The organism is Pseudomonas sp. 14A (assembly GCF_018132745.1).
GTDB classification, from domain to species: Bacteria; Pseudomonadota; Gammaproteobacteria; order Pseudomonadales; family Pseudomonadaceae; genus Aquipseudomonas; species Aquipseudomonas mercuritolerans.
Genome location: NZ_JAGRQJ010000018.1, coordinates 582,493 through 603,501 on the forward strand (window position 1 = coordinate 582,493; position 21,009 = coordinate 603,501).

The following is a 21,009-nucleotide window of genomic DNA, read 5'->3' on the forward strand; positions in this document are numbered from 1 at the left end:
CGGCGCGCCGACAGAGCAGGAATCGCCATGCCCGAAATCCCTAAAGCCAGTGCCGTCGATATCGTCACCCAACTGGTCACCGGCCCTTCGCTTCGCGAAGTCGCTACGAAAACGCTGCGCCAGTCCCTCAGAACCCTGTATCCGAACCTGGACATTGACCCGCGCCTGACCATGGTCGTGCAGCCTGCGTGGATCATCGAGGGCGAGGAAGTCGTCTCCGGTCGCCCGAAGGTCGAATCGCTGACCGATGCACTGGTGCGTCTGGGTCTGTCCGGCACGACCGTAACGTACCTTGATGGTGAAGATTATCTGACCCAGCAACCCGGTTGGCCGGCAGCCGTGAAACTGCCGGTGCGGATCGATGCCATCGGGTTGCTGCTCAATGAACTGGCACCGCTACTGTTCATTGCTTACAAGGAACAGCACGTTGATTACTGGGACGAGTTCACCTATCCCGGGCAGCCGCGCTGGCAACAGCTGTCGCAAGCGTTGCGCAACTTGTGGCAGCCGGATTCAAGCCTTGGCTGGGACGCCGATCAGATCGCCATGGCTCTGGCGGTGTACACCGAACCCGATCCGCAACAGCGGCTGGCGCCCGCCCCATATGCGGTCCGAGCATGCCTGATTGATCTTGACCGGGGAGACGGCGATCAGCGGGAGCACTGTGCCCTGCTCGACACAGCGGTCCTGATCGGCACGGTTGCACAGCGCACGCTGATCCTCACCTACGCCGTGACCCAGGGTTTTCAGCACTTCGACTCGCTGCAAGAGCTCGGCGCAGATCTGCTGCAACGTTTCGGTTCAACTACAGCGGGCGAAGACCTCAAATGGCGACTGGTCGAACCGCAGGGCAATTTCTTCGACCATCAGGCCTGCGCCCTGATTTCACTGGAGGCCGACGCTCTGGGCGAGATCAGTTTTTTCCAGGATTCGCCGCTCAACCGGGTCTATCCGCATACCGGCACGGCCGGCAAACCCGCGCAACCGCCAGCGCGCCTGGAACCACACTTCGAACGTCTGCGTCCGATGCTGCCGGACTGGCTGAACGACGCTTTGCCCATGGACCAGACCCGCTACAGCCGACACCTGCTGAACCTGACAACGGTGCATCACGAAAACCACGGCAAGTCCTTTCAGGATGAGGTCGTCAGCCTGCAGACCTTCGCCCGTAACGCCCTCAAGCAGCAGCTGCTCAAGGAACAGCCAGGCGCGAAAGACATCAAGATCGATGACATTGAAATCACCATCACCAGCCTGGTGGTCTGGGGCACGTTCGTGTTGCCGGGTCACACTCAGACGCAAACCCTGACCCTGCTGGAACTGGCCTTGCAAAACCTCGCAGGACTGCCACTGGGCAACAAGACCGTGCGCTACAAGAGCGGCGGCGCCTTGCCCGACTGGATGACGGTGGCCTGCCTGGAAAAGCTGGTCAGCACTGTCGACATTGGCAAGACCTACCCGGCGCACTTGAAGGCGCTGCTGATCGACGACGCAGAACAAGCATCGGCGCTGCAAACGCTGTACACCAGCCAGCTGCGCATCGAGCTGCCGCTGCTGGCGTTGCAACACAAGATTCAGCACAAGGCCGGCATTGATGAAACGGGTTATCGATACGTAGTGGCAGCACTGGCCACGACGGATGCGGAACGCCATGTCGACGGCGAGGAAATCGTCATTCGGCCGTTGGCGTTCATTGCTCGTCGCAGCAGCTCGACCGCTGACCGCGTCGCCAACATGTACGTCATCGGTCCGCGCGAAGCGAACAAAGGGCCATGCGTGCTCTATCGCCCATTGTTCGACATGGCACTGCTGCAATATCCGGGGCACGCCAATCTGCTCTATGCGATCCAGCACTCGCGGCATTTGCGCGACTCGGTATTGGCCTGGCTGCCGGAAGACGTACGCTTCAACTACAGCCAGTTCGTCTTTACCGCGAGGCTGCCGTCGGTGTGGACGATCCCGCAATTACTGGTCAATCCCACCACCGCGCTCGATATGTCCGGCCCCGTCGAGCTGGGCACTGAGGTGATAGCCCGCGATGTACCGGCGACGTTGCATGAAAACAACGTACAGGCCCTCATTACGCAGGCCGACCGGCAATCGGTCTCCGATGCCGAGGCTCGCTGGGCAACGCTCAAACAGGGCGGCTGGTTGATGCTCAACGCCGCCCTGCCATTCCTGGGCCGCAGCGTCGGCGCGGCAGCGTGGATCTGGCAGATCATGGACGATTTGCAGGAAGTCACTGACGTGGCCAATGAATCGTCCGGCAAGATCGCCTGGACTGCGATTGCCGACATCCTTCTCGCGTTGGGCATGGTCCTGGCGCACCGTGCGGCGGTCAGCGCCGCACCGGAATTGAAATCCATCGCTGCGATAGAGGAACCAACGACCACGGTGAATCCCGTCGGCAAGGTTGTCAAAGCGTTGCGCCTGCCAGACCTGGCCAGCGGCGAGTTGCCCAGCGCCCACACCACGTCCATCGACATCGTCACCGCACTGAAACGTTCCCCGGCAGCGCTTGCCGCGCTTCTCGACGCGTTCAAGGTCGACAAACCCAAAGGCCTGGGCGCAGCCGCCCGCGAAGGTGCGCATCGAGGCCTGTATGAACTCCAGAAAAAATGGTTCGCACAGGTTGGCGAGCGGTGGTTCGAAGTCACGCGCAATGAGCAGGGTCAGGTACAGATCATCGATTCAGGCCGGCAACCACAACGTGCCGGCCCGACACTGGCGCGTACCGCCGGCGGTGAATGGGTCATAGATCTGCGTCTGCGCCTGCGTGCTGGTGGTCTGGAGAGCGTTCGCCGGGTAGCGCGAGGAAGCCGGGAGAAAGATGCGAAAGCTTTATACGACAAAAACATCGTGTTCGAAAAAATCCTGCCAACCAGGCAAACCCGTCTCGAAGCGGATCGCACCGCTCTGCGCGAAGCGTCCTCACAGGATCAGGTAGAGGCTCGCAGCCGTTATATCGACACCCTGGAAGCGCAACACAAGGAATACGCAGCCAACATCCAGTTGATCAAGGAGCTCAATCTCAAGGAGCCCATTCCCAACTATCGCACCGTGATGAGCGAGCGCCTGCAGATGCAGCTGCTAATTGGGCATGAGTGGCTTGAGCAGCATTCAACGGATTTTCAGCGGCGCGTCCTGGCGATGCAGACCATGGCCGGCGTCGACACCGGATCAGGATCAGATGCATCTGTTCGGCCTTACCTGGAAATGTCTGATATCACCGAAGGCATCATCGAAAAAATGGAGGCGGCACAGAGCTGCTTCAATGACATGACCCTGTTGGGAAAAGAAGCCGTCGAGGCAATGCGCGACTATAAGGACGCCTGGCCGGATTACTCGGTGACCGAGCTCAAGCAATTGCAGATCAGTCTGGGTCAGGAAGTCTGCATCAAGCCCGGCGACACCCAGCTCCACACGGACGCCTATCATGCACTGGCCAACGTGATCGCCGATGCCGCGCTCAATATCCAGAGTTCGCTTGACCTGAGCGCTGATGAAAGCCTGAGCAATCTGCGAGATCGCATCGACGCCCTGAGTAACGTCAGCGAACAGTTCTCCGCCGTCGACCGGCGCTTCGATGATCTGCTCATCGAGTACCCTGAACACATTTACCTGGACCGACTCAAGCGAGTGCAGACGCGCGTGCTCGCGTTCAAGGCCAGCGCTGACAGCAAACTGGCCGAGCTGCTGCGCTACCGGCATCTGCTAGTGCCGCAGGCCGGCTCGTCGCGACCCTCGGCGTCATCCTCGAATCGACGGATCATTCAGACCCGATCAAGGGGTACGCTGGTTGGCGAACGAAAAAAGAGTCTCGACGGACACGACACCGATCTGATCGAAGTACGCTCCAGCCTGACAGGCGTCATCGCTACGTTCGAAGAGCAAACCCCCGGTCTCTGGGTGGAGCAACGCACGGCGCCAGCGACACCGCCGACAGTCGCGGTAAGCCTGAGTAAAGCCGTAACCGAAGGTCAGGCGCTGATTGACGGTCTGGCCGCATTTCACCGGCGCATCGAGGCGCGCCTCAAACGTGGCTCGCGGATTCCCGTGGAGGTCGAAGAGGAATATCACAACCAGGCCGCGCTGCTGCGCAAAGCCAATGCCGCGATCGATGAGGCGCTGACCGCCAGCAACCTCACCGCCAGCCTGCGTGAACCCTCTGAAACGCTCAACCACGCGCTCGACAAAGCGGCAAAGACGCTGGAGGAAAAAGGCACCAGCACGCGTATCCGGCTGGTCAAGCAGCAACCGCCGACGGCGGCCGGGGTCCAGTGGCTCAAGGACAAGGGGGAAGTGAAGATCTCCAAAATCCTGACCCGACGTCGTCTGCGCCGCCATGAGCATGACTTTCTCGACGAATATGAGGTTCGTGATGCTCACACCGCCAAGGTCCTTTGCTACGCGCACTTCCACTACAGCAGCGTCGGCGCCACCGTTGGAGCCTTCGTGCGCGGACACATGAAAACAGTCGCTCAACAACGAATGGGTGGCGCTTACGCGCCGGGTCTTCTGGATAATCAGGCGCTGATCCAGATCCATCGCAGCGAGATTTCCAGTCGCTCGGCCGAGGCACTGTTCTTCACTCCCGCCACGCCTGTCGCAACCGCGTCAGCGCCGTTCTGATCGCAGGCTCCGGCACGGCGGCAAAACCCAGCACCAGTCCCGCGCGCTGATCCATGGCCGTGGACGAATCCGGCAGCCAGTAACTGCTTAAACCGTTGATCTCGACATCGACATCTGCGGCTTGCGCAATCAATTGCTGCTCGCGCTCGATGCTGTCCACGGCGACGGTCAGGTGCAACCCGGCAGACACGGCAGGCAACCGGCCGACACCGGCGATCGCTGTCGGCCAGCCTTCGAGCAGGCAGTTGCGTCGGCTCAGCGCAGCCCGGCGCATGCGGCGGATATGCCGCTGAAAATGCCCGGCAGCCATGAACTCGGCCATCACCGCTTGCGTGCTGACTTCCGAGTGCCGCACATCCACCGCGCGCCGTTGCGAGAACGCGTCGACCAGTGCTGGCGGCAACACCAGGTAGCCTAGACGCAGCGCCGGAAAGGCGACTTTGCCAAATGTGCCGACATAGAGCACGCGGCCCTGACGATCAAGCGACGCCAGCGGCGCTAGCGGTGCGCCGCTGTAGCGGTATTCGCCGTCATAGTCATCTTCGACGATCCAGCCGCCGACACGCTCGGCCCAGGCGAGTAATTCAAGGCGCCGGGCCAGACTCATGACCACACCGGTCGGGTACTGATGCGAGGGTGTGACGTAGACCACGCGGCAGTCAGTGAGTCCAGCCATTGCGCTGCAATCGATACCGTCGCTGTCCACCGCCACGCCATGCAGTTTCGCCCCCGCTACAGCGAAGGCATGCCCAGCGGCGCGATAGCCCGGATTCTCGATCGCCACGCCATCTCCCGGCTCGACCAGCAGCTGTGCACAAAGGCTGATGCCCTGCTGCGCGCCACTGGTGATCACAATCTGCTCAGCCGTACACTGCATGCCACGCGAACTGCGCAAATAAGCAGCGATCATGCCGCGCAGTCGAGCATCACCCGCTGGATCGCCGTAACACAGTTGCTGCAAATCCGGTTTGCGCCAGAAAGCCGCGTTCAGCTTGGCCCAGACCTCGAACGGGAACAGATCGAAAGCCGGAACACCCACGCGAAAAGCTCGTGGCGGACCACTCGGAGGTCGGGCCAAATGGTGCTTTTCAATACGAGAAAAACCGCCACTGTGGATAACTTTACTGGATGAATTCACAGGCAAATCCAGCCAATTTGTGGATAAGGCTGTGGGTAAGCCTGTTGACAAGCCTGTGGATGGATTTGTGGATAGTTTTTTCTTTGGTGTCGATGCCTGAGCCAGTTGCGCGACATAAGTGCCGTCACCCACTCGCCCCTCGATAAAGCCCTCGGCATACAACTGATCGTAGGCGCGCACCACACTGTTGCGAGAAATTCCAAGTGCCGAGGCCAAGTCACGGCTGGCCGGCAATCTTGTTCCACTGGCCAGACGCCCATCGAGTACACGCAGGCGCAACGCTTGATAAAGCTGGCGGCTCAAGCCTTGACGGCGATCAAGCTCGATCCCGGCCGGATTGAAAGGCATCGACAGCGGTGGCAGATCAGGCATGGCGAATGGACCTATGAAATGGCTCGACAATGGCTCTTACAACGGACCAATAGCCTGCCTACGATGCAGGCATTCGCCAAGGAAAATCTGTCCATGTACACGCCACGCGCCTTTGCCATCGAAGACCTGTCCCAACTGCACGAACTGATCCTCGCCACTCGCCTGGCCATTCTGGTCAGCCACGGTGAGAGCGGATTGCAAGCCAGTCATGTGCCGGTGCTGCTGCATCGCGAACAGGGCGAATACGGCACGCTCTACGGCCATCTGGCCAAGGCCAATCCGCAGTGGAAGGACCTGCGGGACGGCGCCGAGGCGATGCTGATCTTCGCCGGCCCGGACGCCTACGTCAGCCCAAGCTTGTATCCGAGCAAGGCCGAACACGGCAAGGTCGTGCCGACCTGGAACTACATCGCCGTGCACGCCTACGGCCAGGCCGAGACCTTCAGCGATGGCGGCCGGTTGCTCGACATCGTCAGCACCCTCACCGACCGTCACGAGGCAGGCCGTGCCCAGCCGTGGTCGGTGGACGATGCGCCGGCCGATTACATCGACACCATGCTCAAGGCCATCGTCGGTTTTGCCATTCCCATCGACCGCCTCGAGGGCAAACGCAAGCTCAGCCAGAACCGCAGCGCCGAAGATATTGCCGGGGTGCGCGAAGGCCTTGCCGCCAGCCCCGACGCCAACGATCAAACCCTCGCCCGCCTGATGCGCTAAGGAAATCCGCATGACTCAGATCGACATTCGCCCGGTCAGCGCCAACGACCACGCCGCTTGGCTGCCGCTGTGGCAGGCGTACCTGCGCTTCTACAACACGGAACTGCCGGGCGCCGTCACCCAAAGCACCTGGCAGCGTTTTCTCGACCCGAATGAACCGACCCACGCCGCCCTCGCGTGGGCCGATGGCAAAGCGCTGGGCATGGTGCATTACATCTATCATCGCTCGAACTGGAGCATCGAAAATTCCTGCTATCTGCAGGATCTGCTGGTGCTGCCGGAAGCCCGTGGCACCGGTGTCGGCCGGCTGTTGATCGAGCATGTCTACGCTACCGCCAAGGCTGATGGTTGCTGCAAAGTCCACTGGCTGACCCATGAAACCAACGCCACGGCGATCCAGCTCTACGAGCGCATTGCCGAACGTCCGGGCTTCATCCAGTTTCGTAAAGCCCTTTAAGGAGACGCGCACATGACCGCTTCACTCGCTGACTGGAAAGGCGTCCCCGCCCCCTCCGCCACCCTGCTTGAAGGCCGTTTCATTCGTCTGGAAAAACTCGACCCGGCGCGTCATGGCGATGAGCTTTACGCCGCCCTCGAAGGGCCGGGTGCCGATCCGAAGCTCTGGGATTACTTGCCTTACGGTCCGTTTCGCGAGCGCAGCGCATTCAACGACTGGCTGAACAATCATGCGGCCAACAGCGACCCGTATTTCTTCAGCGTCATCGACCGTGCGACTGGTCAGGTGCAAGGCATCCTCAGCCTGATGTCGATCGTCCCGGCGCAGGGTCGCATCGAGATCGGCCACGTCACTTTCGGTGCGCCAATGCAGCGCTCGCCGAAAAGCACCGAGGCGGTGTACCTGCTGGCCAAGTATTCGTTCGAGCTGGGTTACCGGCGCCTGGAATGGAAGTGCAACAACGGCAACGCCCGCTCCAAATACGCGGCCGAGCGTCTGGGCTTCAGCTTCGAAGGGGTGTTCCGCCAGCACATGGTGGTCAAGGGCCAGAACCGCGATACCGCGTGGTATTCGATTCTGGATTCGGAATGGCCAGCGATTGGCGCCGGGTTCGAGCGCTGGCTGAGCGATGAAAACCAGACGCCTGATGGCCAGGTGAAAGGCTTGGCCGAGTGCCGTAGCTGATCATCACAAAGCGCCTGCTCGCGAAGGCGCTGTGTCAGTCACTGAAATATTGACTGACTGACCGCTTTCGCGAGCAGGCTCGCTCCCACAATTGGCGGGGTTTTTCTTAACGACGCAGTTCTTGCGCCAGCACCGCAATGTGCTCCGGGCCGATCCCGCAGCAGCCACCCAGATGGCTGGCGCCGCGCTGTTGCCAGTCCAGCGCCCAGTGCAGATACCCTGGCGGATCGAGGTCATCACGCAGCGGGTCGAGCCCGTCATTGGCCGTGGCTTCTTTCGGTTGCGGAGGAAACGCGTTGGCATACGCGCCGATGTTGATCGTGACGCCGAGACGCTCAAAGGTTGCGCGCGCCGCGTCGATGGCCGCGCCTATCACTTCAGGCTGACTGCAGTTGAACAGCAACGTTTCGACGCCCAGCTCAGCGGCCGCCGCAGCCGCCTCTGCGACGGGCTCACCGGAGCGCAGGCGCGGCACTTCATCGCTGTCTTCATCTTTCAAGGTGAACGACAGCCAGAACGGTTTGCCGTCCTTCGGCAACCCGGCGTGAATGGCGCGAGCCTCGATAATCGAACTCTGGGTTTCCGCCAGCCACAGATCAACATGCGGGGCCAGCCCCTTGACCAGCGGCGTCAGCAGCTCGGTCACGCGATCCGCTTCGAACAGATCCGGACGATACGAACCAAACAGCGGCGGCAACGAACCGGCAACACGCACTGACTTGCCGGATGCCTGCACCGCCCGCCGTGCCAACTCCCCCGCCAGTGCCGCAAGCGCCTGGCCTTCAGCCGCAAATCGCGCTTCGCCAATGTGAAACGGCACCACCGCGTAACTGTTGCTGGTGATCACGTCCGCGCCGCTGTCGATGTAAGCGGCATGCACCGCTTCGACCGCTTGCGGCGCTTCGCTCAGCGCCAGTGCCGACCACTCCGGTTGGCGAAACGGCGCGCCGGCGCGTTGCAACTCGCGGCCCATGCCGCCATCGAGAATGACCCTGTTCGCTGCGCCCATATGCTTTTCACTCATATGCTTATGAAAATAACTCACTATCAGAGTCGTTCTTATAACTATTTAATACGCACCACTCGGTTAATAACAACCTCTTTTTTCTACAGGGATCGACTGTGAAACTCCAACCGCTATTGGCCCTGGGCCTGACCATTCTGGCCTCCACCCAAGCCTTCGGCGGCGCGACGCTGGACCGCGTCGAGCAGAAAAAAGAACTGGTCGGCGTGCTCATGGAAAGCTATCCACCCTTCTCGTTTCTCAATGAGCAGAATCAACTCGACGGTTTCGATGTCGACGTTGCCAAAGCAGTGGCGGATAAGCTCGGCGTCAAGCTGCGTCTGGAAACGCCGTCCTGGGACGTGATCGCCGCCGGCCGCTGGAGCGGGCGCTATGACATCTGCATCTGCTCGATGACCCCGAGCAAGGCCCGCGCCGAAGTATTCGACTTCCCGGTCGAGTATTACGCTTCGCCAGCGGTGATCGTGGTCAACGCCAAGGACGATCGCATCCACAGCGCCAAGGATCTGAGCGGCAAAAAGGTCGGCCTGACCAGCGCCTCCAGCTACGAAAGCTACCTGAACAAGAATCTGATCATCGAAGGCGCCGAGGATACGCAGTTGCAGTATCCGTTCGAGGATGTGCAGATCGCTCCGTACGACACCGACAACGTCGCCTTCCAGGATCTGGGCCTGGGCGCCGGCGTGCGCCTGGATGCGATCCTCACCAATCTGGTCACCGCGCAGCCGCGCCTGAACCAGGACCAGCGCTTCAAACTGGCCGGCGAACCGCTGTACTCGGAACCCAACTCGGTGGCCATCGAAAAGGGTGACCCGCAATGGGACGCCAAGGTGCGCGAGGTGTTTGCCCAGCTGAAACAGGACGGCACCCTGAGCAAGCTGTCGCAGAAATGGATCGGCGCCGATATCAGCCAATGACTTCCTTTCCGACCCCGCCACAGCCACCGCAACCGGTGGCTGAAACACGCCTGCAAAAGCTCTTTGGTTTCCGCACGCGCCTGTACCTGACGTGGGCGGCGCTGTTCTGCCTGTTCGCCGGATTCTTCCTCAGCTTCGACCTGAAGTTCGCGATCATCCTCGATAAGCTGCCCAACCTGGTTGGCCTGAAGCTGGCGCCGAACGGCTTCCTGCAAGGCGCAGCGCTGACGCTGTTTCTCTGCGCCTGCTCGATCATCGCCTCGTCGCTGCTCGGTTTCATCACCGCGCTGGCGCGCCTGTCGAACAGCGCCGTGGCGTTTGGCATCGCCAGTTTCTACACCTCGTTCTTTCGCGGCACGCCACTGCTGATCCAGATCCTGCTGATCTACCTCGGCCTGCCGCAACTGGGCATCGTCCCCGGCGCCATCGTCGCCGGCATCATTGCCCTGTCGCTGAATTACGGCGCCTACCTGAGCGAAATCTTCCGCGCCGGGATTCTCGGCGTCGATCACGGCCAACGCGAAGCATCCCTGGCGCTGGGCCTGCGCGAAAGCGTGATCTTCTGGCGCATCACCCTGCCCCAGGCCATGCGCACAATCATTCCGCCGACCACCAACCAGTTCATCTCGATGCTCAAGGACTCGTCGCTGATTTCGGTAATGGGCGTCTGGGAAGTGATGTTCCTCGCCCAGTCCTACGGCCGCTCAAGCTATCGCTACATCGAAATGCTCACCACGGCGGCGATCATCTACTGGCTGATGTCGATCGGGCTGGAGCTGATTCAGGCAAGGATGGAGCGGCATTACGGCAAGGCGTATGTGCGGCGTGGCTGAAGGGTATTCAAACGGTGTCCCGGCGGATTCGCACAACGCCCATTTTCATGCCGAATGGGCGGAACACCGCGTTCAGCGACTTCAGTGTCTGATTGCCTTCGCCATGTTCGATATGCACCAGCGTGCGCACTGAAATCTTGCACATCTTCGCGAACTGAGTCTGATGCAGACCGGTGACTTCGACCCGTAAACGGCGCACGGCGTCACCGATTTCCAGAGTGCCTTGGGTCAGTGATTGCTGAATGCTTTCGATGAGCGCCGTGCGCTCGAGGACGGTCAGACTCATTGCAGGTCCCACTCTTTCAAACGTTGCTCGAGGTTTTTCAGGTGAACGCTCGGGTGATTCATGGTTCTGGCGGGCAAACCGCTGGCCGCAAGAATATCCGGCAGTGCGGCCAGACGGCGGGCATCCGCGCGCAGGCCTTCGAACAGCGCCGAGGCATCCAGCCCCGCCAACGAATCGTGCGGATCTGCGCTATCGGCCAATACGCGGCAGACACCTCGCCAATCGACATCTCCCGCCCGCTCCAACTCTCTTGGCCATTTGGTCGTACGAGTCACGCCTTCGTCATCCATGACCATCGGGGCGAGGTCATAAATCGGCGCGAGCTGGAAAGCGTTCTCTTGACGGATGATCGCCGTGTTACGACCGTGGTTATCGGAGTTTCCGAGGATTTTATTGATTAGGTCGCGACGCAGATAATCGGCGACGAGGCCGGGAATCTGGCTGGCCTGACCCGCTTTGCGCCAGAGCCCGGCGAGCATGCGGATCACGTCCAGATGATTCATGGCGCTGCCTGGCGTCGTCACTTCAGCCAGCGAATAAATCGATTCGACCGCAAAACGCGACACCGCTCCATCTTTCACTTGTCGATCAAAACGCCGCATCCACAAACTCGGTTTGTTCGCCTCTTCCAAGGCCAGGCCTTCTGCCGCGACCGTTTCGATGCCCAATGTCTGCAGCGCTTTGTAGTAATGGAATTCGCTGCGCAGGATGTCCTGGTCGGTCTGCCCGCCCCTGTTTCTGGCGAATTTCACGACCCAGTGCTGTCGCACTTCTTCATCGTCCAATACCGCATCGGGATACAGAAGCCCGGCGCTGTTCTCTTCCAGTAATAGCTTCGGAGCTTCACCACCTGCCCCCGTCGCGCCACCGATGGCCGCGCCCAGCTCGTAGGCATATTCGAGAAAGCGGTTGTCGCGGCTAATGACCTCCTCGCGCATGAATCCGATCGGCTTCCTCTCATCGACTGCTTCCGCCGATTCCTTTATTCGCATGTTGCCAATGGGAGCCGGTGTACTGCGACCCAGCAGAAACAGATCGGCGCTGATCTCGGCGGGTCTTTCCTGACCCAGGCGGGCGAGCAGAAACCGCTTGGCTGCGCCTGCCGGTGCGATATCGTGGACAAAGGCTGGTGTCTTCGCGCGCCGACCTTCCCAATCCAGCGGATACAGGGCACTCACGGCCTGGGAAAAAGGCGACCCGATCAACTCGATATTTTCGACCAGATAGCCCGCTTCATAGCCAAAACTGCAGCGGCTTTCGAAGCCCTTTTCCGGATCATCGAAATCAAGAGTCATCGCGTCGTGCCATTGCCCGGCAGTGAAGATCTGGAGTGTCAGGTTGTACATGTTGATTCCGTATGCATTTAAATGCAGCTCAACGCGAAAAAACTGTCAATAAACGCAATATAGTGCATTCGCGGAGTTTCAGCTGCAGGATATCTGCAACAAAATGCAGTTCTATCTTAGCCATTGGCAAGGTGCATGCAAAATAATGCAGGTAAGCGCCTGACCTCATTCCGATAAGAATGCGCCAACAGTACCAAGCCGTAGGAAAAAGAACCGGCGATGCTGCGTAAAAGCTCTGTTTGCGAAATCCCGTGAGGATTTTCGACAGAACGATCCGACGTAGCCTGCACAGCATCAGGAACCGACCGACATCGTTTTTTTCAAGGCAGCAATAGAGTTGAGCCTTTCATACAAGGAGGTTGAACTTGATGCCTGCCCTACACAAATACCGTCCCCATCACCTCGCTCTGGCGATCGCGCTGACCATCGGATCTGCCGAGGCGTCCATCGAACAACTACCTGACGTCCAGGTTTCTGCAGAGATCAGCGAAGACAAAACCGCCAAGCCTCGAAAGAAGAAAACACCCGCGCCGAAAGCGGATCCTGATGACTTGTTTGCGATCAAGGAATTCATCGGCCCGCTGGAGCACACTTCTCCGTCGCCCAGGCCGGCCTCTGACGCGCCTTCGGTCGATGCCGTACGCGCGACGGTTGCGATCGAGGATTTCAGTCCGGCTTTTTATGAAGGGTTGGAGTTTCCGGAGTTCGTGGTGGAGGAAACCGGCGATGAGGAATTCGATCTCGTCGACCCGTTTGAACGCGACATGTTGGCGGTCACTACGCAGCGCTCTTTTGTCTCGAGCCCGCTCGAGAATGTCGGCGGCGTATCCCTGCAACTGGGCCATGGAGATGACTTGCTGGTGATCAATAAGGGCGCCCGTTGGGACGGTCTACTGGACGGCGGCGAAGGTGCGAACGGGCTGTTGTTCAATGCTGCGGAGGGCGGCGAGATCGGCAAAACACGCAATTTCTCGGCCATGCGAATCGCACGTGGGCAGTGGACCCTGCGTCACGCTTTCGAGGGTGATGCCGACGTCAAAGCGGACGCAGTGCTGCTCAACTACGCATCGATCAATGGTGTCGATGTCGACCCGGGAGCGGTGTTTGGCGGTTATGGACACGTGACGGGGCTGTATGTTGCAGGAACACTGCTTGCCAGCCAGCAACACGGCTCTCCGAATATCAAAGGCAATCTGACGCTCCATGAGGACGCTGTGTTTTCTTACGCCGTATCTGCCGACCGCGGCTCAGATCCCGTGCATGTTCAGGGCACCGCGAGCCTGGGAGGTGCGCGTGTCGAGATTTATGGCGTACCGGGCGACTACGCTCGTATCAATGAGTACCGGCTGCTGTCTGCAAACGTCATTGATGGCGAGTTCGGAGAGGTCACCACCAATCTGGCCTACATGAAGCCCACGCTTTCCTATGAGCCAAACGCCGTGAAGCTGCACTACGTGCGCAACGCTGTAGGGTTCGAAGACCTGGCCCAAACGCGCAGTGGTCGTTCGATTGCGCAGAGCATGGATAATCGAGGGGCTTCCACTCGAGCTTTCGATATCGGCACCAACAGGGCCGTCGCCGCACTGCTGACCAGCGATAAAACCACCGCGCCCATCGCCCTCGATCAACTTGCCGCAGGCAGCAATGCCAACCTTGTCAAAGCCACTTTGAGCAGTGTCACGCCGGTCAGTGCGAGCATGCTCTCGGCGATGCGGCAACTGGACAAGCATTCCGGCTCGACCTACGGCTCGCGCGGTTCACCGCGTCAGGCCGCAGGCAACGAAGACTCTGGGCGGGTGTGGATTCAGGCGTTGGGCCTCGGCGGCAAGGTTGATCGCGACGCTGACGGTATCCTCCAACATGCCACGCAAGGTCTGGTAATGGGCGCTGACTGGCGACTCGACGAGCACTGGCATGTCGGCCTGCTCGGCGGTAAATCGCAGACCAAACTCGATGCCCGCCAGTACGACGGCGACCTCGACAGCTGGCACTTGGGCGCCTACGCTGTGCGCCAGCACGGTCCGCTGTCGTTGCGTCTCGGCGTCACCTACGCCAGCCATGACGGCAGCAGCACACGACGGGTCGCGTTCAAGGGTTTCAACGATCGCCTGAAGGGCAACTACGACGCCAATACTCAACAGGCATTCGTTGAAGCCGGGTTCGATTTGGGCCGGGATAGCGTAACCCTCGAACCCTACGCCAGCCTTGGCTATCAGCACTATCAACGCGACAGTTACAACGAAAAAGGTGGCGACGCCGCGCTGAAAATCCATGGGCAGACCCGCGACAACTTCAGCAGCACTTTTGGTCTGGGGCTAGCGCAGGTCAACTCGCTGGATAACGGCATGCATTTGACCCCGCGATTGAGCGCAGGCTGGAAACATACCTTCGGCACGATCGACAACGACACCCGCCAACAACTGCGCAAGGGCGGCAAGCCTTTCGAAGTGACCGGCGCGGCGCTGGATCGGAATAGCCTGTCAGTAGATGCGGGGCTGGATCTTGGGCTGTCGGCGGCGCACACATTGGGCATGGGCCTAACGGGTGAGCTGGGCAATGACAGCCGAACGTACGGCGTAGCGGGACAATGGCGCATGGCGTTCTGACGGGCTGAACACCACTCCTGTGGGAGCGAGCCTGCTCGCGAAAGCGGTGGAACACTCGAAGATGATGTTGGCTGACTTGACGCATTCGCGAGCAGGCTCGCTCCCACATGTGATCCCTGGCAATGACCTGACAAGGTCGAAAATCACAGGCAAAAAAAAGGGGAGCACATGCTCCCCCGAGGTTTAAAGCGTTGGATCGCGACTGTTATCTCAGCCTTCGATCTCGATGAGGATTTCGCCCGGGTTGACCCGGTCGCCCTTGGCCACATGAATCGCGGTGACCTTGCCGGCAATGGCGGCCTGGACTTCGGTTTCCATCTTCATCGCTTCGGTGATCAGTACCGCCTGGCCAGCCTTGACGCTGTCGCCCTCCTTGACCAGCACATCGACGATGTTGCCGGGCATGGTGGTGCTGACGTGGCCTGGTGCCGAGGCCTGTTTGCGTTTGCTGCTGCCGCCGCCAACGAATTCGTTGAGCGGTTCGAACACCACTTCTTCCGGCATGCCGTCGATGGACAGATAGAAGTGGCGCTTGCCTTCAGCCTTGACGCCGACACCGGTGATATCGACGCGATAGGTCTCGCCGTGCACATCGATGACGAACTCGGTCGGCACGCCTTCGCCGCCGGCCGAGGCAACGGCGCCCGCTTCCGGGATTGGCAACAGCACTTCCGGCGTGAGGGTGCCGGCGGCACGCTCCTCGAGGAACTTGCGGCCGATGTCCGGAAACATGGCGAAGGTCAGCACGTCTTCTTCGGATTTGGCCAGTGCGCCGATATCGGCACGCAACTTGGTCATTTCCGGCTTGAGCAGATCGGCCGGGCGCACGTCGATGACGTCTTCGCTGCCGATCGCCTGACGCCGCAGTTTTTCATTGACCACGCCCGGTGCCTTGCCGTAGCCGCCCTGCAGATACAGCTTCACTTCGTTGGTGATGGTCTTGTAGCGTTCGCCGGCCAGTACGTTGAAAAATGCCTGGGTGCCGACGATTTGCGAGGTTGGGGTCACCAGCGGCGGGAAGCCGAGGTCTTCACGCACGCGCGGGATTTCTGCGAGCACTTCGCTCATGCGGTTCAGAGCGCCCTGCTCTTTCAACTGGTTGGCGAGGTTGGAAATCATCCCGCCCGGCACCTGGTTGACCTGCACACGGGTGTCGACGGCGGTGAATTCGCTTTCGAACTGGTGGTACTTCTTGCGCACGGCATAGAAGTACAGGCCGATTTCCTGGAGCAGTTCCAGATTCAGGCCGGTGTCGTACTCGGTGCCTTTGAGCGCGGCAACCATCGACTCGGTGCCTGGGTGGCTGGTGCCCGAGGCGAAGCTGGAGATTGCGGTGTCGATATGATCGGCACCGTTTTCGATCGCCTTGAGCTGGCACATGGCGGCCAGGCCAGCAGTATCGTGCGAGTGGATGAACACCGGCAGCGACTGCTCGGCTTTCAACGCGCGAACCAGTTCACCAGTGGCGTACGGGGTCAGCAGACCGGCCATATCCTTGATCGCCACCGAGTCGCAACCCATGGACTCCATTTGCTTGGCCTGGGTGACGAAAGCATCGATGGTGTGCACCGGACTGGTGGTATAGGCGATGGTGCCCTGTGCGTGTTTGCCGGCAGCCTTCACCGCTTCGATGGCCACGCGCAGGTTACGCACATCGTTCATCGCATCGAAAATGCGGAACACGTCGATGCCGTTCACCGCTGCTTTGGCGACGAAAGCTTTGACCACGTCGTCGCTGTAATGGCGATAGCCGAGCAGATTCTGCCCGCGCAGGAGCATTTGCAGACGGGTGTTGGGCAGTGCGGCGCGCAGTTGGCGCAGGCGCTCCCACGGGTCTTCCTTGAGGAAGCGCACGCAGGCGTCGAACGTCGCGCCGCCCCAGCATTCCAGCGACCAGTAGCCGACCTTGTCGAGCTTGTCGCAGATCGGCAGCATGTCTTCGGTGCGCATGCGGGTGGCGAGCAGCGATTGGTGAGCGTCGCGCAGGATGGTGTCGGTAACGAAGATCTTCTTAGTCATTGGTATCTCCTCATAGCGGCAAGCTTCAAGCTACGAGCTGCAAGAAAAAGCCAATCTGCTTTTACTTGCCGCTTGCAGCTGAAAGCTCGCAGCTGCTTCATTCATAGGCCTGCGTGGGCGGCGATGGCGGCGGCGATGGCCAGGGCCAGCTCTTCGGGTTTGCGCTTGATCGAGTAGTTGGTCAGTTCCGGGTGGCTTTCAACGAAGCTGGTATTGAACTGGCCGCTACGGAATTCCGGGTTGCGCAGGATTTCCTGGTAGTAGGCGGCGGTGGTCTTCACGCCTTGCAGACGCATGTCGTCCAGCGCCCGCAGACCACGGTCCATCGCCTCTTCCCAAGTCAGCGCCCAAACCACCAGTTTCAGGCACATCGAGTCGTAGAACGGCGGAATGGTGTAGCCGGTGTAGATCGCCGTGTCGGTGCGCACGCCCGGGCCGCCGGGGGCGTAGTAACGGGTAATTTTGCCGAAGCTCGGCAGGAAGTTGTTCTTCGGGTCTTCGGCGTTGATACGGAACTGCAACGCAAAGCCACGGTGCTGGATGTCTTCCTGCTTTACCGAAAGTGGCAGGCCGGAAGCGATGCGAATCTGTTCGCGGACGATGTCGATGCCGGTGATTTCTTCGGTGATGGTGTGTTCCACCTGCACCCGCGTGTTCATTTCCATGAAGTACACCTCGCCCTCGGCGAGCAGGAACTCCACGGTGCCGGCATTCTCGTAACCCACAGCCTTGGCCGCACGCACCGACAGGTCGCCGATGTAGGCGCGTTGTTCCGGGGTCAGCTGCGGGCTGGGCGCGATCTCGATGAGCTTTTGGTTGCGGCGCTGGATCGAGCAGTCACGCTCGAACAGGTGCACGACGTTGCCGAAGCTGTCGCCAAGGATCTGCGCTTCGATGTGCTTGGGATTGACGATGCATTTTTCCAGGAACACTTCCGCCGAACCGAACGCCTTGGTGGCTTCGGAGATGACCCGGGGGAAGTTCTGTTCGAGTTCTTCGCGGCTGTTGCAGCGACGGATACCGCGACCGCCACCACCGGAGGTGGCCTTGAGCATTACCGGGTAACCGATGCGGTCGCCCTCAACCAAGGCTTCTTCGATGCCGGAGACGTTGCCCTCGGTGCCGGGTGTCACCGGTACGCCGGCCTTGATCATGCTGCGCCGCGCTTCGGTCTTGTCGCCCATGCGCCGGATGACTTCCGCCGACGGGCCGATGAATTTGATGCCGCGCTCAGCGCAGATTTCCGCCAGCTCGGCGTTTTCCGACAGGAAGCCGTAGCCGGGATGCAGCGCATCGCAGCCGGTTTCCACGGCCAGGTTCACCAGCTTGCGCGGGTTCAGGTAGCCGGCCAGTGGCTCGGCACCCACGCTGTGGGCCTCGTCCGCACGCTTCACATGCAAGGCATGGCGATCGGCATCGGAGAAAATCGCAACCGAGCGTATGCCCATTTCGGCGCAGGCTCGTACGATGCGTACGGCAATCTCACCACGGTTGGCGATCAGGATCTTTTTTATCACTTGGAAATTCCCTTGAGCCGGTGGCACCACGACCTGCTGGAGCCAGGTCGACGCGTGACCAAATGTTTCAATTCAGTCGCAGGCCACACTAGCGCTGCTGAGGGATTAACAAAAATGAATAAAAATTGGGTCAGGCATAAGTAAACACTTATAGTCGACTCATCTGACCGCCAACCGAGCTTGAATAAAATGCGTAAGTCATTGATGCGTATGACATTGCGTCAGTTGCAGATCTTCAATGAGGTGTGTGATTTACGTTCCTACAGCCGCGCCGCCGAGGAAATGTCCCTCACACAACCGGCAGTGAGCCTACAGATTCGGCAGCTTGAAGAGCTGATCGGTCAGCCGCTGTTCGACTATGTCGGCAAAAAACTCTACATGACCGAGGCGGCCGAAGCGCTTCAGCGTGCCAGTCGCGACATTTTCGGGCGGCTGGAAAACCTCGATATGCAACTGTCGGACATGCAGGGTTCGCTGCAGGGTCAGCTGAAACTGGCAGTGGAATCAAGCGCCAAATATTTCGTGCCGCATCTGTTTGCTGCGTTCAAGCGCCAGCATCCGGAAGTCAATTTGCAGCTGACCGTGGTCAACCGTGGCCAGGTCATCCGCCGCCTCTCGGACAACCGCGATGATCTGGTGATCATGTCGATGGTGCCGCAGGACATGGGCCTGGAATTTCTGCCGTTTCTCAACAATCCGATTGTCGCTGTGGCGCGTCCGGATCACCCGCTGGCGCACATGGGCCCGTTGCGCTTGCAGGATCTGGAGCCGTATACGCTGCTGATCCGCGAGCCGGGTTCTGGCACGCGTCTGGCCTGCGAGGAATACTTCAAGGAAAAGCGCGTGCATTTCACCCAGACCCAGGAAGTAGCGTCCGCCGAAGCCCAGCGCGAATGCGTGGTGGCGGGTCTGGGCCTGGCGCTGTTGACGCGCCACGCCCTGAACCTGGAGCTGGCGACCGGCGGCCTGGTCGAGCTGCCGGTCGAAGAGTTGCCGCTGCTGCGCAGCTGGTGCCTGGTGCAGGCCAAAGCCAAGCGGCTGTCACCGGTGGCGCACGCCTTCCTGGCGTTTATCCGCAGCGAGCGGGCGCAGATTATTGCGTTGGTTGAGCGTTTCGACGGGAAGCTGCGGGCGTCGCCTGCCAGTGAGTGATCTCGGGAAAATCGCCGATCTCGGCCTGAAGCTGGCGAAGTTCGAAGCGATCCTCGATTGCGCGGCGGAATTCCATGCGGCGCTGATCTTCCTGCTGACGCCGGGTTTTCGCGGCGCTGTTGCGTTCTTCGTAGGGCTGAGCCATTTCGAGTCTCCCAGGGCGAGTACGGGAGTTTTACGATAAGCGTGGAGGATGACGGTTTGGCTGCGTCAGGGTTACAGACTGATGAAAATTTCAAATGTGCGGTGTTTGCAGGTGCGCCTTCGCGAGCAGGCTCGCTCCCACATTTTGATCTCCGGCAGACACAGAATTTGTGTTTACAGCAGAACTCTGTGGGAGCGAGCCTGCTCGCGAAGAGGTCGGCAGACCTTGGACTTAGTCGTCCAGCGCTTTCACGGCCTTGGGCGACAAGCGCAGACTGCGCAAGCTGCGCTTCACGCTCTTGAGGTGATTGACCAGGCTCGGCCCGCGCGCCATGGCTACGCCCATCGCCAGCACGTCGATCACCACCAGGTGGGCGATTCGCGAGGTCAGCGGCGTATAGATCTCGGTGTCTTCATGCACATCGATCGCCAGATTGACGGTCGACAGTTCGGCCAACGGCGTCTGGCTCGGGCACAGAGTGATCAACGACGCCCCGCTCTCGCGAACGAGGTTAGCGGTGATCAGCAAATCCTTGGAGCGCCCTGACTGGGAAATACAGATCGCCACATCGGTGGGCTTCAGCGTCACAGCCGACATCGCCTGCATGTGCGGATCGGAATATGCCGCCGCGGTCAGCAGCAAACGGAAGAACTTGTGCTGTGCATCCGCGGCCACCGCACCAGACGCACCGAAGCCGTAGAACTCGACACGCTGCGCCTGGGACATCAGCGTCACCGCGCGCTGCAGCTCCACCGGATCGAGCTTCTCGCGCACTTCCATCAAGGTGTGCAGCGTGGTGTCGAAAATCTTCAGGCTGTAGTCGGCGACGGAGTCGTCTTCGTGGATTGCGAACTGGCCGAAGCTGGCGCCGGCGGCCAGGCTTTGCGCCAGTTTCAGCTTGAGGTCCTGAAAGCCGGAACAACCGATCGCGCGGCAGAAACGCACGATGGTCGGCTCGCTGATGCCGACGCTGTGAGCCAGGTCGGCCATGGAACTGTGCATCACTGCCGCAGGGTCAAGCAGCACGTGGTCGGCGACCTTGAGCTCCGACTTGCGTAACAGGTGACGTGACTGGGCGATGTGTTGCAGCAGATTCAAGGGGCTGGACTCTTCTTGTGGGCAAGGATGTAGCAAGCTTGTAGTTATACTACATGAATGGGCATT

At 60.2% G+C, this 21,009-nt stretch carries 16 protein-coding genes; 8 read left to right on the plus strand and 8 right to left on the minus strand.

Annotated features, from left to right (window positions below; translation table 11 throughout):
• The first annotated feature begins 27 nt into the window (after nucleotides 1-27).
• On the plus strand, nucleotides 28-4,632 hold the full coding sequence (locus PS14A_RS25270; RefSeq protein WP_130912147.1) for a DUF6543 domain-containing protein: 4,605 nt from the start codon (nucleotides 28-30) through the stop codon (nucleotides 4,630-4,632).
• Here the strand turns inward: PS14A_RS25270 and PS14A_RS25275 are convergent.
• A complete protein-coding gene (locus PS14A_RS25275; RefSeq protein WP_212617460.1) occupies nucleotides 4,589-6,142 on the minus strand; it encodes a PLP-dependent aminotransferase family protein in 1,554 nt (517 codons plus the stop codon). The two genes, PS14A_RS25270 and PS14A_RS25275, sit on opposite strands and share 44 nt — an antisense overlap.
• A 93-nt stretch (nucleotides 6,143-6,235) precedes the next feature.
• Here PS14A_RS25275 and PS14A_RS25280 point away from each other — a divergent pair, with 93 nt between their 5' ends.
• The 3 genes from PS14A_RS25280 to PS14A_RS25290 are packed head-to-tail and all read left to right on the plus strand — an operon-like array spanning nucleotide 6,236 to nucleotide 8,000.
• A complete protein-coding gene (locus PS14A_RS25280) occupies nucleotides 6,236-6,859 on the plus strand; it encodes an FMN-binding negative transcriptional regulator (RefSeq protein ID WP_130888957.1) in 624 nt (207 codons plus the stop codon).
• 10 nt (nucleotides 6,860-6,869) lie between these two features.
• Complete coding sequence (locus PS14A_RS25285) at nucleotides 6,870-7,316, plus strand: GNAT family N-acetyltransferase (protein WP_212617461.1); 447 nt, start codon at nucleotides 6,870-6,872, stop codon at nucleotides 7,314-7,316.
• Nucleotides 7,317-7,328: 12 nt separating this feature from the next.
• The gene (locus PS14A_RS25290; protein WP_212617462.1) at nucleotides 7,329-8,000 is read left to right on the plus strand and encodes a GNAT family protein; all 672 of its coding nucleotides are present in this window, start codon (nucleotides 7,329-7,331) and stop codon (nucleotides 7,998-8,000) included.
• A 106-nt stretch (nucleotides 8,001-8,106) separates the two neighbouring features.
• Here PS14A_RS25290 and PS14A_RS25295 read toward each other — a convergent pair whose 3' ends face one another.
• Nucleotides 8,107-9,009 (minus strand): homocysteine S-methyltransferase family protein, encoded by a 903-nt coding sequence (locus PS14A_RS25295; RefSeq protein ID WP_212617463.1) that lies wholly within the window; start codon nucleotides 9,007-9,009, stop codon nucleotides 8,107-8,109.
• A 113-nt stretch (nucleotides 9,010-9,122) separates the two neighbouring features.
• On the opposite strand from PS14A_RS25295, the gene PS14A_RS25300 reads away from it, so the two are divergent.
• Nucleotides 9,123-9,941: an ABC transporter substrate-binding protein gene (locus PS14A_RS25300; RefSeq protein WP_212617464.1), complete on the plus strand. Its 819-nt coding sequence runs from the start codon at nucleotides 9,123-9,125 to the stop codon at nucleotides 9,939-9,941.
• A complete protein-coding gene (locus PS14A_RS25305; protein ID WP_016772457.1) occupies nucleotides 9,938-10,774 on the plus strand; it encodes an amino acid ABC transporter permease in 837 nt (278 codons plus the stop codon). Before PS14A_RS25300 ends, PS14A_RS25305 begins: the two co-directional genes overlap by 4 nt.
• Before the next feature lie 7 nt (nucleotides 10,775-10,781).
• Here the strand turns inward: PS14A_RS25305 and PS14A_RS25310 are convergent, their stop codons facing one another.
• A complete protein-coding gene (locus tag PS14A_RS25310; protein WP_122506266.1) occupies nucleotides 10,782-11,060 on the minus strand; it encodes a helix-turn-helix transcriptional regulator in 279 nt (92 codons plus the stop codon).
• Entirely contained in the window at nucleotides 11,057-12,406 is a 1,350-nt protein-coding gene (locus PS14A_RS25315; RefSeq protein WP_212617465.1) for a HipA domain-containing protein, read from the minus strand. The genes PS14A_RS25310 and PS14A_RS25315 overlap by 4 nt, the downstream gene beginning before the upstream one ends.
• Nucleotides 12,407-12,774: 368 nt before the next feature.
• Here PS14A_RS25315 and PS14A_RS25320 point away from each other — a divergent pair, with 368 nt between their 5' ends.
• A complete protein-coding gene (locus PS14A_RS25320; protein WP_249121399.1) occupies nucleotides 12,775-15,012 on the plus strand; it encodes an autotransporter outer membrane beta-barrel domain-containing protein in 2,238 nt (745 codons plus the stop codon).
• 210 nt (nucleotides 15,013-15,222) lie between these two features.
• Here the strand turns inward: PS14A_RS25320 and oadA are convergent, their stop codons facing one another.
• Both oadA and PS14A_RS25330 read right to left on the minus strand, forming a co-directional pair.
• The gene (oadA, locus tag PS14A_RS25325; protein ID WP_130888962.1) at nucleotides 15,223-17,031 is read right to left on the minus strand and encodes a sodium-extruding oxaloacetate decarboxylase subunit alpha; all 1,809 of its coding nucleotides are present in this window, start codon (nucleotides 17,029-17,031) and stop codon (nucleotides 15,223-15,225) included.
• Nucleotides 17,032-17,132: 101 nt separating this feature from the next.
• A complete protein-coding gene (locus PS14A_RS25330) occupies nucleotides 17,133-18,548 on the minus strand; it encodes an acetyl-CoA carboxylase biotin carboxylase subunit (RefSeq protein ID WP_024014853.1) in 1,416 nt (471 codons plus the stop codon).
• 189 nt (nucleotides 18,549-18,737) lie between these two features.
• Here PS14A_RS25330 and PS14A_RS25335 point away from each other — a divergent pair, with 189 nt between their 5' ends.
• On the plus strand, nucleotides 18,738-19,700 hold the full coding sequence (locus PS14A_RS25335) for a LysR family transcriptional regulator (RefSeq protein WP_130911480.1): 963 nt from the start codon (nucleotides 18,738-18,740) through the stop codon (nucleotides 19,698-19,700).
• Here PS14A_RS25335 and PS14A_RS25340 read toward each other — a convergent pair.
• Both PS14A_RS25340 and hexR read right to left on the minus strand, forming a co-directional pair.
• Complete coding sequence (locus PS14A_RS25340; protein ID WP_081932351.1) at nucleotides 19,642-19,845, minus strand: hypothetical protein; 204 nt, start codon at nucleotides 19,843-19,845, stop codon at nucleotides 19,642-19,644. The two genes, PS14A_RS25335 and PS14A_RS25340, sit on opposite strands and share 59 nt — an antisense overlap.
• 231 nt (nucleotides 19,846-20,076) lie before the next feature.
• Nucleotides 20,077-20,943: a transcriptional regulator HexR gene (hexR, locus tag PS14A_RS25345; RefSeq protein WP_007962240.1), complete on the minus strand. Its 867-nt coding sequence runs from the start codon at nucleotides 20,941-20,943 to the stop codon at nucleotides 20,077-20,079.
• Nucleotides 20,944-21,009 lie beyond the last annotated feature (66 nt).

Bases quoted from the DNA above. Each gene is read 5' to 3' on its own strand.
- PS14A_RS25270 (WP_130912147.1), top strand. From the start codon at position 28: ATGCCCGAAATCCCTAAAGCCAGTGCCGTCGATATCGTCACCCAACTG.
- PS14A_RS25275 (WP_212617460.1), bottom strand. From the start codon at position 6,142: ATGCCTGATCTGCCACCGCTGTCGATGCCTTTCAATCCGGCCGGGATC.
- PS14A_RS25280 (WP_130888957.1), top strand. From the start codon at position 6,236: ATGTACACGCCACGCGCCTTTGCCATCGAAGACCTGTCCCAACTGCAC.
- PS14A_RS25285 (WP_212617461.1), top strand. From the start codon at position 6,870: ATGACTCAGATCGACATTCGCCCGGTCAGCGCCAACGACCACGCCGCT.
- PS14A_RS25290 (WP_212617462.1), top strand. From the start codon at position 7,329: ATGACCGCTTCACTCGCTGACTGGAAAGGCGTCCCCGCCCCCTCCGCC.
- PS14A_RS25295 (WP_212617463.1), bottom strand. From the start codon at position 9,009: ATGGGCGCAGCGAACAGGGTCATTCTCGATGGCGGCATGGGCCGCGAG.
- PS14A_RS25305 (WP_016772457.1), top strand. From the start codon at position 9,938: ATGACTTCCTTTCCGACCCCGCCACAGCCACCGCAACCGGTGGCTGAA.
- PS14A_RS25310 (WP_122506266.1), bottom strand. From the start codon at position 11,060: ATGAGTCTGACCGTCCTCGAGCGCACGGCGCTCATCGAAAGCATTCAG.
- PS14A_RS25315 (WP_212617465.1), bottom strand. From the start codon at position 12,406: ATGTACAACCTGACACTCCAGATCTTCACTGCCGGGCAATGGCACGAC.
- PS14A_RS25320 (WP_249121399.1), top strand. From the start codon at position 12,775: ATGCCTGCCCTACACAAATACCGTCCCCATCACCTCGCTCTGGCGATC.
- oadA (WP_130888962.1), bottom strand. From the start codon at position 17,031: ATGACTAAGAAGATCTTCGTTACCGACACCATCCTGCGCGACGCTCAC.
- PS14A_RS25335 (WP_130911480.1), top strand. From the start codon at position 18,738: ATGCGTAAGTCATTGATGCGTATGACATTGCGTCAGTTGCAGATCTTC.
- PS14A_RS25340 (WP_081932351.1), bottom strand. From the start codon at position 19,845: ATGGCTCAGCCCTACGAAGAACGCAACAGCGCCGCGAAAACCCGGCGT.